This is a genomic window from Shewanella septentrionalis, from assembly GCF_025370265.1.
In the GTDB taxonomy this organism is placed as follows: Bacteria; Pseudomonadota; Gammaproteobacteria; order Enterobacterales; family Shewanellaceae; genus Shewanella; species Shewanella hafniensis.
In genome coordinates, this window is sequence record NZ_JAMTCC010000021.1 from 83,108 (window position 1) to 98,988 (window position 15,881).

The 15,881-nt window shown below is 45.9% G+C and carries 15 protein-coding genes; all 15 read left to right on the forward strand.

The annotated features are described in order from the left end of the window. The first annotated feature begins 39 nt into the window (after positions 1-39). The 15 genes from NE536_RS13375 (at position 40) to NE536_RS13445 (ending at position 15,786) form a co-directional block, all read left to right on the forward strand. Positions 40-360, forward strand: a complete 321-nt coding sequence (locus tag NE536_RS13375) for a BolA family protein (RefSeq protein WP_261272997.1) — start codon at positions 40-42, stop codon at positions 358-360. Between the two features lie 252 nt (positions 361-612). Beyond that, positions 613-1,731, forward strand: a complete 1,119-nt coding sequence (locus NE536_RS13380; RefSeq protein WP_261272998.1) for a TRAP transporter substrate-binding protein — start codon at positions 613-615, stop codon at positions 1,729-1,731. A gap of 168 nt (positions 1,732-1,899) precedes the next feature. Next, positions 1,900-2,409, forward strand: a complete 510-nt coding sequence (luxS, locus tag NE536_RS13385; protein WP_261272999.1) for an S-ribosylhomocysteine lyase — start codon at positions 1,900-1,902, stop codon at positions 2,407-2,409. Positions 2,410-2,574: 165 nt separating this feature from the next. Beyond that, positions 2,575-4,629, forward strand: a complete 2,055-nt coding sequence (locus NE536_RS13390) for a TonB-dependent receptor domain-containing protein (protein WP_261273000.1) — start codon at positions 2,575-2,577, stop codon at positions 4,627-4,629. Positions 4,630-5,030: 401 nt separating this feature from the next. Next, positions 5,031-6,365 carry a Na(+)-translocating NADH-quinone reductase subunit A gene (locus NE536_RS13395; RefSeq protein ID WP_006083937.1) on the forward strand — a complete coding sequence of 445 codons (1,335 nt, stop codon included), beginning with the start codon at positions 5,031-5,033 and terminating at the stop codon, positions 6,363-6,365. Next, on the forward strand, positions 6,365-7,564 hold the full coding sequence (locus NE536_RS13400; RefSeq protein WP_006083936.1) for an NADH:ubiquinone reductase (Na(+)-transporting) subunit B: 1,200 nt from the start codon (positions 6,365-6,367) through the stop codon (positions 7,562-7,564). The genes NE536_RS13395 and NE536_RS13400 overlap by 1 nt, the downstream gene beginning before the upstream one ends. Continuing rightward, entirely contained in the window at positions 7,557-8,345 is a 789-nt protein-coding gene (locus NE536_RS13405; protein WP_107948845.1) for a Na(+)-translocating NADH-quinone reductase subunit C, read from the forward strand. The genes NE536_RS13400 and NE536_RS13405 overlap by 8 nt, the downstream gene beginning before the upstream one ends. Next, positions 8,345-8,977: an NADH:ubiquinone reductase (Na(+)-transporting) subunit D gene (locus NE536_RS13410; RefSeq protein ID WP_006080467.1), complete on the forward strand. Its 633-nt coding sequence runs from the start codon at positions 8,345-8,347 to the stop codon at positions 8,975-8,977. Before NE536_RS13405 ends, NE536_RS13410 begins: the two co-directional genes overlap by 1 nt. A 5-nt stretch (positions 8,978-8,982) precedes the next feature. Beyond that, a complete protein-coding gene (nqrE, locus tag NE536_RS13415; RefSeq protein ID WP_006080469.1) occupies positions 8,983-9,591 on the forward strand; it encodes an NADH:ubiquinone reductase (Na(+)-transporting) subunit E in 609 nt (202 codons plus the stop codon). A gap of 46 nt (positions 9,592-9,637) precedes the next feature. Next, positions 9,638-10,894, forward strand: coding sequence for an NADH:ubiquinone reductase (Na(+)-transporting) subunit F (nqrF, locus tag NE536_RS13420; protein WP_006080471.1), 1,257 nt, complete (start codon positions 9,638-9,640; stop codon positions 10,892-10,894). 98 nt (positions 10,895-10,992) lie between these two features. Beyond that, positions 10,993-12,039: an FAD:protein FMN transferase gene (locus NE536_RS13425; RefSeq protein ID WP_063884097.1), complete on the forward strand. Its 1,047-nt coding sequence runs from the start codon at positions 10,993-10,995 to the stop codon at positions 12,037-12,039. Between the two features lie 11 nt (positions 12,040-12,050). Continuing rightward, positions 12,051-12,275, forward strand: a complete 225-nt coding sequence (gene nqrM, locus NE536_RS13430; protein WP_063884096.1) for a (Na+)-NQR maturation NqrM — start codon at positions 12,051-12,053, stop codon at positions 12,273-12,275. 260 nt (positions 12,276-12,535) lie between these two features. Beyond that, on the forward strand, positions 12,536-13,009 hold the full coding sequence (bfr, locus tag NE536_RS13435) for a bacterioferritin (RefSeq protein ID WP_006080475.1): 474 nt from the start codon (positions 12,536-12,538) through the stop codon (positions 13,007-13,009). A gap of 9 nt (positions 13,010-13,018) precedes the next feature. Next, entirely contained in the window at positions 13,019-13,486 is a 468-nt protein-coding gene (gene bfr / locus NE536_RS13440) for a bacterioferritin (protein WP_011918791.1), read from the forward strand. Between the two features lie 296 nt (positions 13,487-13,782). Next, positions 13,783-15,786 carry a methyl-accepting chemotaxis protein gene (locus tag NE536_RS13445; protein WP_261273001.1) on the forward strand — a complete coding sequence of 668 codons (2,004 nt, stop codon included), beginning with the start codon at positions 13,783-13,785 and terminating at the stop codon, positions 15,784-15,786. Positions 15,787-15,881: the final 95 nt, after the last annotated feature.

Here is a 15,881-nt window from a genome sequence, read left to right on the forward strand (position 1 = left end):
CTCTGCGGCCACTGGATTTCCCCATTCTGAGACTCGAATATGTCCAATACTCATGCGCAGGGCACAGTGGCTATCACTATCATGCAGAAGTTAACTGAAGGCTTCTCGCCGACTCACTTAGAAGTGATCAACGAAAGTAATCGTCACCATGTGCCACCGAATTCGGAAACCCATTTCAAAGTTGTGCTCGTGAGTGAGCAGTTTGATGGTTTACGTCTCTTGGCCCGGCATCGATTGGTTAATACTCACTTAGCCCATGAGTTAGCGAATGGCGTGCATGCCTTGTCGATTCACACATTCACTCAAAGTGAATGGGATGCGAATGTACAAGTGCCTAATACGCCAAATTGTCGCGGTTAATTCATCGCTTTCCAATATTTTTAGCTTAGATTTCAAAGCCACTCTCCATAGAGTGGTTTTTTGTTTTAGGTCAAACTAAGGCCATTTTCTGGTTTTACCCCTCGAGTTTCTGGTTTCCCTCACTGTGTTTCTGTGTTAACAATATGTTTTATTTTAAGGGGTTGAGTGGTGCGATTGCAGAGCTCTGTCCTGAGTGCATGTTCACGTCTATTGGCACTATGGGTTCGTTTTATTTCAGGGAGAGTATTAAAAATGCGTAAGTTTGGGAGTGTGCTCGTCTTAATGCTGCTGATGGGGCTGAGCGGTTGTAACCCCGTAGCCAGTGATGCGCAAAACGTAGCCGTTTCCCATGCCGCAACGGATGATCCCCAAGCTATCCCCGCAATTGAATGGCGCCTTGCAACCTCTTGGCCCAAAAACTTCCCCGGTTTAGGTATGGCACCTGAGCGTTTTGCGCATTTAGTCGATGACATGTCTAACGGTCGGTTAAAAATTCAGGTTTATGGCGCGGGGGAATTGATGCCAGCGTTTGCCATCTTTGATGGCGTGAGTCAGGGAAAAATTCAAATGGCCCATGCCGCTTCTTATTACTGGAAAGGTAAGGCGCCCGCTGCGCAGTTTTTTTCATCGATTCCCTTTGGTATGACGGCGCAAGAAATGAACGGCTGGCTTCACTACGGCGGTGGCATGGCATTGTGGGAAGAAGTGTATCGCCCCTTTGGCATCATTCCCCTCGCGGGTGGCAATACGGGCATGCAAATGGGCGGCTGGTTCAATAAACCGATTAATACGATTGCCGATTTTAAGGGATTGAAGATCCGTATGCCGGGCTTGGGTGGCGAAGTATTAAAGCGTGTCGGCGCTATCCCTGTGAATATGGCGGGGCGTGAACTCTATGGTGCGCTACAAACTGGCTCGATTGATGCGGCTGAGTGGGTGGGGCCATTGAACGACCTTGCCTTTGGTCTACATAAAGTGGCGAAGTACTACTATTACCCTGGTTGGCATGAGCCGGGTTCTAATATGGAATTCTTGATTAATAAAGCCGCCTTCGAGAGTTTACCTCAAGATTTACAAGCCATAGTTAAAGTCGCGGCGAGAGCCATTAATCAAGATATGCTCGATGAATACACGACCCGAAACGTGGCCGCCCTTGAAACCTTAGTGAATGATGAAGGGGTGGTGCTTAAAGCGTTTCCACCGAAAGTGTTGTTGGAACTTGAGAAAATTTCTAAACAAGTGATTGAAGAGCAAGCTAATCAAGATCCTTTAATGCGCAAAGTGTACGCCGCCTATCACGCCTACGAGCAAGGTGTACGCCAGTATCATAAAATATCTGAGGATGCTTACAGCCAACAGCGTCAACACTAAATGCGTGCCGTTTTTAGCACTCACTGTCACATTAACAGCTGATTTATATGAGATGATTTCATCTTAAATTATCTTGTTATCGGCGTAATTCATTTGGTGTTATGCTTGCAAGCCATAAATAGACAGTTACAGTGGCGTTGATGTCGCCCTGAGAATTTGGAGATCCCTATGCCATTACTTGATAGCTTTACCGTCGATCATACTCGAATGAATGCCCCAGCAGTTCGTGTTGCTAAGCACATGAGCACGCCAAAGGGCGATGCGATTACGGTATTCGATCTACGTTTTTGCGCACCGAATAAAGATATTCTCAGTGAGCGTGGTATTCACACTCTGGAGCATTTATTCGCTGGCTTTATGCGTGACCATTTAAATGGTAGCAATGTTGAGATCATCGATATTTCGCCAATGGGATGTCGTACCGGCTTTTATATGAGTTTGATTGGAGAGCCGACTGAGCGCCAAGTGGCCGATGCGTGGTTAGCTTCGATGGAAGATGTGCTTAAAGTGGTTGAGCAGTCTGAAATCCCTGAGCTGAACGAATACCAATGCGGTACGTATGAGATGCATTCGTTAGAGCAGGCACAAGATATCGCCCGTAATATTATTGCGGCTGGCGTGAGTGTGAATCGCAATGATGATTTGAAATTAAGCGACGAAATTCTAGGTAATCTGTAACGGTTTGCACTCTTACTTGTATAAGAGTGCTTAGCCAGTAAATTCAGTTTCTTAAAGTTAATGAGAGAAAGCGACGAGAGTCGCTTTTTTTTTCAAACAAATTCAGCTATTTTACAAGTTAATAACAAAAACACCGTACGCTAACAAAATTTTTGGGAGCTTGGTATGCCTAGTCGTTACTTCACAGTATCACTCTGTGCAATGTCTGTATCTCTTGCCTGTTCTAACACAACGCTCGCCGATGATTTCCACAGTCAAATGCTTGAACTGAACCTGCTCAATGACACATTCCACTCCACTGCTGACAGTTTAGCCTTAGGCCAGTTAACGGCTTTGACGGTTTTACCTGCGGATCTTAACGGAAATCCAGCAAGCATTAGTATGCGCAGCGCGAGTCAAGGCGTGGCCGTATTGCAAGATAGAGTGTATTTCTCACCTGCGCCATATTCTGCGCCGCAATTACAACTATTGCCCAATCTGCTGCAACAACAGAGTGTCACCGTCACGCCAATGGCGAACATGGCTGTTGGTGGGCAAGGGGCGTTTGGGGTGGTGAGTTATCAAACCTTACCTGTGGCCGAACAAGCGGAAAACAGTAAGGTAACGCTCGAAGGCAATACCGATGCCGATTACAGTGTCGATGTGAATTGGGGCGTGAAGCAAAAAGAATACGGCATGATACTCGCGGTTAACTACAGTGATGCTAGTGGCGCGGATCGCTTGCTTAACGGTCAAGATACTGACCGCCAAACCACTGATATCTTATTTAAAATCAATGCTGCGAGTTTATTAGGTGCCAGAAGTCCGCAGGTGACTGAGTTTACCTACCAGTTCCTCGATGATGATAGCTATCGCTCCCAACTCGGCTTAACACCAGCAGATTGGCAACAAGATCCTATGAGTTTGTATTCAGCCACTGCGGCAGATAAGCACCAAGGGCGACACCATAAGTATCAATTGTCACACCAAGTTGCGTTAAGTGGTGGGCATAAGGTCATCACGGACTTTTATTATCAATCCTATTCGCAGCAATTAAATCAACTTAATCAATTTGATGGGCAAATGCTCGATACCCAGAGTTTAGCAGCGCTGGCCGCATTTGAACGGCAGCCGACAGTCGATGGCGTCGCGGTCGCTTCGTTACAACAAGACAATGATTTTAGCTCCTTTGGGGTACAAACTGAGTCCGTGAATCAATATGGCGCCCATCAAATTAGTTTGAGTGCCCGTTACCATACTGATAAAGCTGAGATGCACCTTGGTGAACAGCAAAGTCTATGGCAGCAGGACTTGAGTCTAGTGAGTGATGCGCCCGATGCGCTGTTGGCTTATACCGATGATGCGACCGCATTCACCTCGGCCATCGATTCCTTGTTTAATTGGGACGGATTGCAGCTCAAACTCGCGCTTGCCTATGAAAAAGTGGACGTCAATCGCGAGGTCAATCTAGCCTACGCCGGACTCGAAGCGGCGGATTTTTCTGATAGCGATTGGATGCCACAGCTTGGCGTTTTATATCATGCTGGAGATTGGCGCTTTAGTGCAGATATTCGACGCTCCTGGACCGCCGCGAGTGCGGGGAATCTTGAGCAAGAAGCGCAAGTGTCGCTGCAATATCAAGTCAGCGCCCAATATGCTAGCGAGCATTTTAGTGCTGATATTAAAACCTACATTCAAGATTTTGATAACCTGCATGTCAATTGCGATGCGTATACCCAATGCGCCGACAGCCGTTTGTGGGTTCAAGGCAATGTCGTGGATGTGCAGACCAAAGGGGTTGAGCTGAATCTTGGCTATCAATGGGAACTGGGCAGTGTGCAGTTGCCTTTGGCGTTAAATTATCAGTATTCGAATGCTGAGTATCAAACTAATAGCTGCAATGAAATTCAAGGCTGCGTCGTGGCTGGCGATAGGGTGGCGTGGTTACCCGAGCAGCAGCTGCAGTTGAGTGCTGGAATGAAGTATGCCGAATATGAACTGAACGCGAATGTCTTTTATCAATCGGAGCGGGAAATGGGCCAATTTGGCGCCGAATTACAGTCTGTCGCTGCACAATGGCGGGTAGATTTAGCGGCGAATTATCATTTTAACAGTCACCATGAGATTTATTTTCGGATAGAAAACCTCTTAGATGAGACATTAGTCACAACAGCATCAAATAGCGGAATTCGATCGGAAAATGGACGTATTAGCTATTTAGGTTATCAATGGCGCTTTTAAGTTGAATTTTATTTCGTTTGAATTTAAATCAATTGAAACAAATAAGATCGATTTAAGACGCGTTTAGTGGATGTTTCGACTTTTTGCTAAATTAAATCTTTAATTATTAATGCTATAGTACCCAGTGGCCGTAATATTCTCTCTTTCTGATCCGTCACTAGGTCGGAAGGCGAACGCTGTAGCGCATGATTCTTTTCAATCCATTTTTTAGGTTTGAAATCACCTATAATTTTCGTGGCGATGCCAAGTCAATTGGGGTAAAATGCGCGCGACCAGCGTGATTGCGATCGCATTTCTGTGATAAATCTGCGCTAGCTCAATGCAGTAGGTTTTGTTTAAAACCTAAGTATTTAGCAGGAACGCGGCGCATTGTCTTTCCTTCAAACGTAGTGCTTGTGGATATGATTACAATTAAGAAAGGATTGGAACTGCCTATAGCAGGCGGACCAGAGCAAGTTATCCATAATGGCCCAGCCATTAAACATGTAGCTACTTTGGGTGAAGAGTATATTGGCTTACGTCCAACGATGAAAATCAAAGTGGGCGATAAAGTACAAAAAGGCCAGGTTCTTTTTGAAGATAAGAAGAATTTAGGCGTTAAATATACGGCTTTAGCCAGTGGTACTATATTAGACATTAACCGGGGCGCCCAGCGTGTTCTGCAGTCTGTTGTCATTGCAGTGGAAGGAAACGAAAGCGTTGCCTTTGCTAAATATGATGCCACTGCACTCGATACGCTCGACTCGCAGTTAGTCCGTGACAATCTGATCGAATCAGGTTTATGGACAGCATTGCGTACTCGTCCTTTTAGCAAAGTTCCTGCTGTAGACTCTTCTGCTGCTGGTATTTTTGTAACCGCAATAGATACTCAACCTCTTGCCGCTGATCCCGTTGTGGTGATCCGTGAGCATAAAGAAGATTTTGCTAATGGTCTTAAGGTCTTAGCAAGACTTACTGACGGTAAAGTTTACCTTTGTAAAGCGCCTGGCGCTGATATTCCTGCTGCAAACGCCCAAGTTGAAGAATTTGCTGGTGTGCACCCTGCAGGATTAGTCGGTACTCATATTCACTTCTTATTGTCTGCCTCTGCAAAACGTACCGTTTGGCATATTGGTTACCAAGATGTAATAGCAATTGGTCAGCTATTTACGACGGGTGAACTCAATACCGAACGTGTTATTGCGATCGCAGGCCCTAAAGCGGCTAAGCCAAGACTCGTACGCACTGTTGTGGGCGCGAGTATGACTGAATTAACCGCAGGTGAAGCCTTAGATGGTAATGTTCGTCTGATTTCAGGCTCTGTTCTGAATGGTCGTACAGCCGTTGGCCCACAAGGGTATTTAGGTCGTTACCATGTTCAAGTAAGTCTGTTAGAAGAAGGTACAGAGAAAGAATTTTTAGGCTGGGTATTACCAGGCTCAGACAAATATTCTATCACTCGTGCATTCTTAGGACATCTTGCTCCTTCTCGTCTGTTCAGTATGACGACCAGTACTGGTGGTTCAGACCGCGCTATGGTGCCAATTGGTAACTATGAGCGTGTAATGCCATTGGACATTCTTCCTACTATGTTGTTGCGTGACTTAATTTCAGGTGACTTTGACGGTGCTGCCACTTTAGGCGCGTTAGAGTTAGATGAAGAAGATCTCGCACTGTGTACGTTCGTATGTCCAGGCAAGTATGACTACGGTTCATATCTGCGTGACTGTCTAGATACGATCGAGAGGGAAGGCTAATGAGCTTGAAAGATTTTTTCGAACGTATTGAACCCGACTTTGAAAAAGGCGGTAAATACGAAAAGTTTTATGCCCTATTCGAAGCGGCATACACAATTTTTTATACCCCAGGTAAAGTGAACAAGGGCAAAACCCACGTTCGCGATAACCTCGACCTAAAACGTATGATGATTACGGTTTGGGCTTGTGCTTTCCCAGCGATGTTCGTGGGTATGTACAACGTAGGTTTACAAGCTCAATTAGCTTTAGTGGCTGGTTTTGCTACACCTGACGTATGGCAAGTGAGCTTGTTCAGCATGTTCGGTACCGAACTGACGGCAAACTCTGGCTGGCCTGCGCTAATGTGGTATGGCGCCTGTTTCTTCCTACCTATCTACGCGGTGACCTTCGCCGTCGGTGGTATCTGGGAAGTGCTGTTTGCCTCTATCCGCGGTCATGAAGTCAACGAAGGTTTCTTCGTTACCTCTATCCTGTTCGCTTTAACGCTGCCAGCAACTATCCCATTATGGATGGTGGCGCTGGGTATCACCTTCGGTGTGGTCGTGGCGAAAGAAGTGTTCGGTGGTACAGGGCGTAACTTCTTAAACCCAGCGCTAGCGGGTCGTGCCTTCCTGTTCTTCGCTTATCCGTTGAACATGTCGGGCGATACCTCATGGGTTGTGGCTGACGGCTACTCAGGTGCGACTGCACTGAGCCAAGCTGCAGCGGGCACATTAGATTATGCAATTAACCAAAACTGGTGGGATTCGTTCTTCGGATTCATTCCTGGTTCTGTTGGTGAAGTGTCTACATTAGCGATTCTGTTAGGTGGTTTGGTCATCATCTACACCCGTATCGCTTCATGGCGCATTGTTGGCGGTGTAATGGTCGGTATGATTGCCATTTCTACTCTGCTTAACTTTGTCGGTAGCGACACTAACCCAATGTTTGCAATGCCTTGGTACTGGCACTTAGTGTTAGGTGGTTTTGCGTTTGGCATGATGTTTATGGCGACAGACCCAGTGTCAGCGTCATTCACTAACCAAGCTAAATGGGCATACGGTATCTTGATCGGTGCAATGGCTGTGTTTATCCGCGTGATTAACCCTGCATTCCCTGAAGGCATGATGTTGGCAATTCTGTTTGCTAACTTGTTCGCGCCATTGTTCGACCACTTCGTGGTTCAGGCAAATATCAAGCGGAGGATTGCCCGTGGCTAGTAATAAAGATTCGTTCGGCAGAACCTTATTTATCGTCGTTGGCCTATGTCTGATTTGTGCGATATTTGTGTCTACTGCAGCAGTGTTACTGAGACCGACTCAAGCAGAAAATAAACTGCTCGATAAGCAAAAGTACATTCTGGAAGCCGCTGGTCTTATCGATACTAAAGCTGGCAAGGTCACCAAAGCGCAAATTCTGGATACTTACGGCAAACACATCGAAGCTAAATTGGTCGATTTAAAAACGGGTGCTTGGGTTGAGGGTGTTAATGCTGACACTTTTGATCAACGTAAAGCGTCTCGTGATGTGAAAACCTCATTTGTGCCTGAGAACGACATTGCTTCAGTGAAACGCGTAGCGGATAACGCTGTGGTTTATCTTGTTCGTGATGAGCAAGGTAAATTAACGAGTGTGATCCTGCCAATCCATGGTTATGGCCTTTGGTCTACTATGTATGCCTTCCTTGCTATGGATGCTGATCTAAACACAGTGCAAAGCTTAGTCTACTATGAGCAAGGCGAAACGCCGGGCTTAGGTGGCGAAGTGCAAAATGCTCAGTGGAAAGCGAAATGGCATGGCAAAAAGTTATTTGATGAGCAAGGTAACATTGCTATCAGCGTAACGAAAAACCCAGCTGTTGCTAGCACTGAATACGGTGTAGACGCATTATCTGGCGCAACCTTAACGAGTAACGGTGTGCAACATTCACTGACATTCTGGTTAGGGAAAGAAGGTTTTGCGAGTTTCATTGAAAAAGCACGCAATGGAGGTCTCAACTAATGTCTGACGCTAAAGAACTGAAACAGGTTCTGACCGGACCTATAGTCAACAACAACCCGATTGCTTTACAAGTACTTGGTGTATGTAGTGCATTAGCGGTAACGAGCAAGCTCGAAACTGCACTGGTAATGGCGTTGGCGTTAACTGCGGTAACAGCGTTTTCGAACCTGTTTATCTCAATGATCCGTAATCATATTCCAAGCAGTGTACGTATTATCGTACAGATGACCATTATTGCCTCTTTGGTAATCGTGGTTGACCAATTGCTGCAGGCTTATGCTTATCAGATCTCTAAGCAGCTGTCGGTATTCGTCGGTCTGATTATTACGAACTGTATCGTAATGGGTCGTGCCGAAGCTTACGCGATGAAAACACCGCCAATGATGAGCTTTATGGATGGTATCGGTAACGGTTTAGGTTACGGTGCGATTCTGTTAGCTGTTGGCTTCGTACGTGAACTGTTTGGTAACGGTTCTCTGTTCGGTGTTGAAATCCTGCACAAGATCTCTGATGGCGGCTGGTACCAACCAAACGGTCTGCTACTACTGCCTCCGAGTGCGTTCTTCCTGATCGGTGTTTTGATTTGGATTATTCGTACCTATAAGCCAGAGCAAGTTGAAGCAAAAGGGTAAGTGCGATGGAACATTATATTAGCCTGTTAATTCGCTCTGTTTTCATTGAAAACATGGCACTGGCCTTCTTCCTAGGTATGTGTACTTTCTTGGCTGTGTCTAAGAAAGTCACTACAGCCATGGGCCTAGGGATTGCGGTAGTTGTAGTGTTAACTATCTCTGTCCCAGCAAACCAAGTTATTTATCAAGGGCTGCTAGCTCCTGGTGCACTTGCTTGGGCTGGCGCACCTGAAGCTGACTTAAGCTTCTTGAAATTCATTACCTTTATCGGTGTGATTGCGGCTTTGGTTCAAATTCTGGAAATGGCACTGGACAAGTACTTTCCACCTTTGTACAACGCATTAGGTATTTTCTTACCTTTGATCACAGTGAACTGCGCGATTTTTGGTGCGGTATCATTCATGGTTGAGCGTGACTACAAGTTAGGCGAGAGTGTGGTGTTTGGTTTCGGCTCAGGAGTGGGTTGGGCATTAGCTATCGTATTGATGGCCGGTATCCGTGAGAAGCTGAAGTATGCCGACGTGCCTAACGGCCTACGTGGTTTAGGGATTACCTTTATCACCGCTGGTTTGATGGCCTTAGGTTTCATGTCGTTTTCTGGTGTGTCTCTGTAAGAGACACATAACGGCTTCTTGAATTGGACCTTCTAAGGATAAGTTAATGGATATTCTTGGTATTTTTAAATCTACTCCGCTCGAGGTTTACCTCGGTGTGAGTATGTTTACTGCTATCGTCCTCATCTTGGTATTAGTGATTTTATTCGCTAAGTCTAAGTTAGTGGCTAGCGGTGACATCACGATCGGCATTAATGACGATCCTGAAAAAGCAATTACAACCGGTGCTGGCGGTAAGTTGTTAGGCGTTTTGGCTAACAGCGGTATCTTCGTATCGAGTGCATGTGGTGGCGGTGGCTCATGTGGCCAATGTCGCGTAGTGATTAAGTCTGGCGGCGGTGATATTCTGCCAACAGAACTTGACCACATTAGCAAAGGTGATGCCCGTAAAGGCTGTCGTCTTTCTTGTCAGGTTAACGTTAAGAACGATATGGAAATCGAGCTTGACGAAGAAATCTTCGGTATCAAAAAATGGGAATGTGAAGTTATCTCTAACGATAACAAAGCCACTTTCATTAAAGAACTGAAGCTGCAAATTCCTGATGGCGAATCTGTACCCTTCCGTGCTGGCGGTTATATTCAAATCGAAGCACCTGCTCACCATGTTAAATATGCAGATTTCGACGTACCTGCACAATACCGTGGCGACTGGGAACACTTCGGTTTCTTCAATCTTGAATCTAAGGTTGATGAAGAAACGATTCGTGCATACTCAATGGCTAACTACCCAGAAGAGTTCGGTATTATTATGCTGAACGTGCGTATTGCTACGCCTCCACCACGTAACCTGACTCTGCCTTGCGGTAAGATGTCATCTTACATTTGGAGCTTAAAAGCTGGCGATAAAGTGACAATTTCTGGCCCATTCGGTGAATTCTTCGCGAAAGATACCGATGCAGAAATGGTGTTTATCGGCGGTGGTGCGGGTATGGCGCCAATGCGTTCGCACATCTTCGACCAACTGAAGCGTCTTCAGTCTAAACGTAAGATGAGCTTCTGGTACGGTGCACGTTCTAAACGTGAAATGTTCTACGTAGAAGATTTCGACGGCCTTGCGGCTGAGAATGACAACTTCGTATGGCATGTGGCCCTTTCAGATCCTCAACCAGAGGATAACTGGGATGGTTACACAGGTTTTATTCATAACGTATTGTATGAAAACTATCTGAAAAACCATGATGCACCAGAAGATTGTGAGTTCTACATGTGTGGACCTCCAATGATGAACGCTGCCGTAATTGGTATGTTGAAAAATCTTGGTGTCGAAGACGAAAACATCTTGTTGGATGACTTCGGCGGCTAATGTTCATTAGTCCTAGATAGAAAAGTTGCAGATGTTGAGGATAATCTCTCATCTGCAACTTTTGCATTTAAGGGCCCAAATAAGAGTAGTAGGTCACTATGTTTCAGACCTTAAAGAGCAATACCTCAGTTTTAAAGCATTCATTTAACTGGCTAGTCCTCGTAGGGCTGGCCTTTTTTGTTTCAGCCTGCTCGAAGCAGAACGAGGTCATTTCATTAGCGGGCAGCACTATGGGGACGACTTATCACATTAAAGTCGTGCCGAATGAGCAGATGCCGACGGCGCAATTACTTCAAGCGGAAATTGATTTAGCCCTTGAGCTAGTCAATGACCAGATGTCGACGTATCGCCCAAATTCAGAATTATCCCGTTTCAACCAATTGCCATTGGAGCAAAGCGTTGAAGTTTCAGCGGATACCATCAAAGTGGTGCAAGAGGGAATACGCTTATATCAAGTGACGGATAAGGCACTTGATATTACCTTAGGTCCTTTAGTTAACCTGTGGGGATTTGGTCCTGATAAGCGCCCAACTAAGGTTCCGACTCAGGCCGATATCGATGCGGCGAAAGCCAAAACCGGTATTAGTGAGCTTTCGATAGAAGGTCATCGTTTAAGTAAGCATAACGCGCATTTGTACGTAGACCTGTCATCAATCGCCAAAGGGTTTGGGGTTGATAAAGTGGCTTCCATTCTCGATAAATACCACGCGACTGGGTATTTAGTTGAAATTGGCGGTGAGCTGAGCATTAAAGGTGCTAAAGGCGATGGTAGCTCTTGGCGCGTTGCCATAGAGCAACCGACCGATGATGGCTCAGAAGCCGTACAGCAGGTTATCTCACCAGGGACTATGGCGATGGCGACCTCGGGCGATTATCGTAATTATTATGAGGAAGACGGCCAACGTTTTACCCATATAATTGATCCACGTACCGGTTTGCCAATCAATCATAAGCTAGCATCTGTGACCGTATTGCATCAGAATTGCATGACTGCCGATGGTTTTGCGACGGCTATGATGGTTTTAGGTACAGAAGCATCATTGGAGCTTGCCAAGAAGGAACACTTGGCGATAATGCTAATTGAAAAGCAAGGCGAAGGATTTAAAGTCTATTACAGTGACGCCTTCAAGCCTTTCCTTAAGTAGTTGGAGTTAACATGAGCACTTTTATCGCGGCATTTGTAGTTTTATTACTGTTCTTTTTGCTGATGTCGATAGGTTATCTCATCAAGCGCAAAGCCGTCGAGGGAAGCTGTGGCGGTTTAGGTGTTCTAGGGATTGAAAAAGCGTGTGATTGTGATGATCCTTGTGACAAACGTAAACGTCGTATGGCCGCTGAAGAAGCGCGCCGTGAGAAGTTAACCAAAGACCGTATTATTTAATATTCTCTCAATCGCCAGTTTCGACAATAGCCTCCTATCTGGAGGCTATTTTTTTGCATGAAACTTATCAAGCTATACCATCCAATTAAATTTATCCTTGGGTTATGAGGGAGATAGCGCGTTAATCTAAGCAGGAATGAGAATGCTTTTCATCATTAAGTGGGTGAAATATAAAGATAATTTGAGTTGGTCGATAAATTGTACTAGGCTAGAAGCTTGATTTAGATCAATCTTTTCACGCTTACCAAGGATAGTAACTTATGAAAGGTCATCCTAAAGTGGTTGGGCAACTGAATCGGGTGCTTACCTGTGAGTTGACCGCCATCAATCAATATTTCCTCCATGCCCGCATGTTTAAACATTGGGGCTTAGAGAAGTTAAACCACGTCGAATACAAAAAATCCATCCAAGATATGAAGCATGCCGATAAGCTCATCGAGCGAGTGCTGTTTTTGGAAGGTCTGCCTAATCTGCAACAACTCGAAAAACTTCGCATTGGTGAACATAGCCAAGAGATGCTCGATTGCGATCTGGCCATGGTGCAAGAGCAGCTTACATTGCTGCGTGATGCGATCAGCTTGTGTGAAGCTGAACAGGACTATGTGAGCCGCGATCTGCTGGAAGATATTCTCGAAGACGAAGAAGAGCACTTAGATTGGCTTGAGTCGCAGCAAGAGCTCATTACGCTAACCGGGATTCAAAATTATCTACAATCGCAAATTAGCGACCAATAGGAGCAAAATATGAAAGGCGATAAAGACGTCATCGATGCGTTAAATCGACTCCTAACGGGAGAACTCTCGGCAATGGATCAGTATTTTGTCCATGCCCATATGTACGAAGATTGGGGCCTGAATGAACTCTATGAGCGTATCGCTCATGAGTCAGATGATGAGAAAGCCCATGCAGCCAAATTAGTGCAGCGCATTTTATTCCTCGAAGGTACACCCAATGTTGCCGCCCGTGAGGCGTTGAACATAGGTAAAGATGTAGAAGAGATGCTACGTAATGATCTCGCCTACGAATACAAGGTCGCGGACGATTTGCGCAAAGTGATTGCACTGTGTGAGCAGAAGCAAGATTACCAGACCCGCGAAATCCTTGAAGTATTACTCGACGATACAGAGTCTGACCATATGTATTGGCTCGAAAAACAACTTGGGCTTATCGACCGTGTTGGGTTGCAAAACTACCTACAAACTAAGATGTAATCACTAAATCGAGATCAGCGGGAGTGTCTCGCTGATCCTATTTCTACCGCTTCCTATTTATCCAATCTGTATATAGTCTATCTGACTGTAAAACTCTGCCTCTACAAACTCATCCTCTGCAAAATATCTTAAATTTAGCGAATCCTGTTATAAAGCCAATGTCCTTTCTTTACAAATACTTATTTACGTTTTTTATGGCGATTTCATCTGTTGTTAACAGGTAAAAATTGTTACCGTGTAAAACTATTTTTGCGAGCCATATTGTTAACTTGTTGGCCAGCCAGACGGGAAGATTGATGGGATATATGAAACGTTCTCTAAGTTTGCAGTTAGTGGTGACTATCGTTGGAGCGCTTGCTGTACTGCTTACCTTAGTCGCCGCTTTGTTGGTAACGAAAGAAAGTGATAACACGCGAAAGCAAGTCGATGCGGATATTTCGGCGTTAGTTGCCTTAAAAGCCAATGAGATCAGCGGCTACTTTATTGCTAAGGGCCAAGTGATCCATTCAGTATTTGCCGAGCCGGGTTTAGTCAAATGGTTTACTCAGTATCACGCCCGTGGCAGTCATCTCGCGGCTGATCGCCATTATCAAGACATTATTGCTTACTTTAAGTCTTTCTCCGATCGCGATAGCGATGTTAAGTCGGTGTTTTTTGGCTCGGCCAATACCTTCGAGTACTTTGACCTTAATGGCCGCTTCGATGGCGACCCAGATTACTACACCAACAAACGACCTTGGTGGCAGGAGGCGATTGACCAGCGTGGCTTGTTTGTTGGCGATCCTGCGGTCGATGCGAACGATGGTTCAATTTCTGCCACGGTTAAAACCCCTGTTTATGCTGCCAATGGTGAGCTGATTGGGATCGGCGGCATGGATATCTTGATTGATACTATTGGTAAATCCCTGCTGGCACCGATCAAATACCGTGACTTTGGCCAAGCTTTCTTGATGACAGACGAAGGCAAGTTGGTGTATTTCGCTGGTTTTTCAGAACGTTTCCCGCCGGGTTCTTTGGCAAATCAAGTGGACACTCAGTTTAAGCAGACCTCAGGGTTTTCGGCATTAAGACAACAGATGCAAAGGGAAGCGCAAGGGTTTGCTAACGTTACGTTCAATGGCGTGCCCCAGCGGGTGAGCTTTGTGACTGTGGGCGGCGATTATCCCAAACAAAAGTGGCACTTAGCCTTTATGTTGCCCCACGAAGTGATTGAAGCGCCAGTGACCGCTGCGTTCTGGAATGCCAGTATGGTCGCCATTGGTATCATGCTGCTAATGGGCGTGACGGTATGGTTGATGTTGCTACCCTTTAGACGTCAACTCGCTAAGTTATTGGATGCGATGGAAGATATTGCCGAAGGTGACAGTGATTTATCAAAACGTATTCTAATGGCTCGAGAAGACGAGTTAGGCAAACTTGGCGATGCCTTTAACCGCTTTGCCGAGAAAGTGCAGCACATGTTGTTGGATACGCGCAGTTTAACCCAAGAGGTGGGCTCGGGCGTTATTGATGCGCGGCAAATCTGTGATTTAGCCGTATCGTCGGTCTCATCGCAAAAGCAGCAGATAGATTCGGTTGCCACCGCCGCAACGCAAATGGCGCAAACCAGCCAAGAAATGGCTGTCAGTGCCCAGCGTGCCAATGATTTTGCCCAGAAGGCGCAAACTCAAGCCCACGACGGTACACAGATTGTTTCCCGTGCGACCGAAGGGATGAAGGCGCTGTCAGAGCAAGTGATTGCCGCGGCGAAAGTGATTAAACACTTACGCAATAGTTCAGAGCAAATCGGTGAAGTCTTGAGTGTGATCCGTAATATTGCCGAGCAAACCAATCTATTGGCATTGAATGCGGCGATTGAAGCGGCGCGTGCAGGTGAGCAAGGCCGCGGTTTTGCTGTCGTGGCCGACGAAGTGCGCACGCTGGCATCGCGTACCCAAGATTCTACCGCCAACATTCAAGGTATTATTCAAACCTTACAACAGAGTGCATTGCAGGCTGAGCAAGTGATGGAATCGGGTGTCGAGCAGGCGAAAGCGGGGCAAGACTTAACGACCCAAGTCGAAGCGGCACTGAATGATATTGCCACGGCGATTATGTCAATTCAGCAGCAAACGGTTGAAATAACCGTGGCAATCGATCAGCAAGCTGTGGCGGCCGAGGAAGTGGCGCTCAATGTCGATAATGTGCGGGGATTGTCGGATCAGTCTTTGCTGTCGAGTCAGGACTTGTCGCAAAGCTTGCAAGGTTTTGAGGATATGACCCGCGCACTCACTCGCAACATCGGTCAATTTAAGATTTAAGCATAAGTTGGTCAGTAAACTATTTGCTCACTGACCATCAGCTCAATCACGGCATTACTCATAGTGCACTCACAAAAGGAGCTTAGGCTCCTTTT

Coding starts and splice junctions, on each gene's coding strand:
- NE536_RS13375 (WP_261272997.1), top strand. CDS start 40: ATGTCCAATACTCATGCGCAGGGCACAGTGGCTATCACTATCATGCAG.
- NE536_RS13380 (WP_261272998.1), top strand. CDS start 613: ATGCGTAAGTTTGGGAGTGTGCTCGTCTTAATGCTGCTGATGGGGCTG.
- luxS (WP_261272999.1), top strand. CDS start 1,900: ATGCCATTACTTGATAGCTTTACCGTCGATCATACTCGAATGAATGCC.
- NE536_RS13390 (WP_261273000.1), top strand. CDS start 2,575: ATGCCTAGTCGTTACTTCACAGTATCACTCTGTGCAATGTCTGTATCT.
- NE536_RS13395 (WP_006083937.1), top strand. CDS start 5,031: ATGATTACAATTAAGAAAGGATTGGAACTGCCTATAGCAGGCGGACCA.
- NE536_RS13400 (WP_006083936.1), top strand. CDS start 6,365: ATGAGCTTGAAAGATTTTTTCGAACGTATTGAACCCGACTTTGAAAAA.
- NE536_RS13410 (WP_006080467.1), top strand. CDS start 8,345: ATGTCTGACGCTAAAGAACTGAAACAGGTTCTGACCGGACCTATAGTC.
- nqrE (WP_006080469.1), top strand. CDS start 8,983: ATGGAACATTATATTAGCCTGTTAATTCGCTCTGTTTTCATTGAAAAC.
- nqrF (WP_006080471.1), top strand. CDS start 9,638: ATGGATATTCTTGGTATTTTTAAATCTACTCCGCTCGAGGTTTACCTC.
- NE536_RS13425 (WP_063884097.1), top strand. CDS start 10,993: ATGTTTCAGACCTTAAAGAGCAATACCTCAGTTTTAAAGCATTCATTT.
- nqrM (WP_063884096.1), top strand. CDS start 12,051: ATGAGCACTTTTATCGCGGCATTTGTAGTTTTATTACTGTTCTTTTTG.
- bfr (WP_006080475.1), top strand. CDS start 12,536: ATGAAAGGTCATCCTAAAGTGGTTGGGCAACTGAATCGGGTGCTTACC.
- bfr (WP_011918791.1), top strand. CDS start 13,019: ATGAAAGGCGATAAAGACGTCATCGATGCGTTAAATCGACTCCTAACG.
- NE536_RS13445 (WP_261273001.1), top strand. CDS start 13,783: ATGGGATATATGAAACGTTCTCTAAGTTTGCAGTTAGTGGTGACTATC.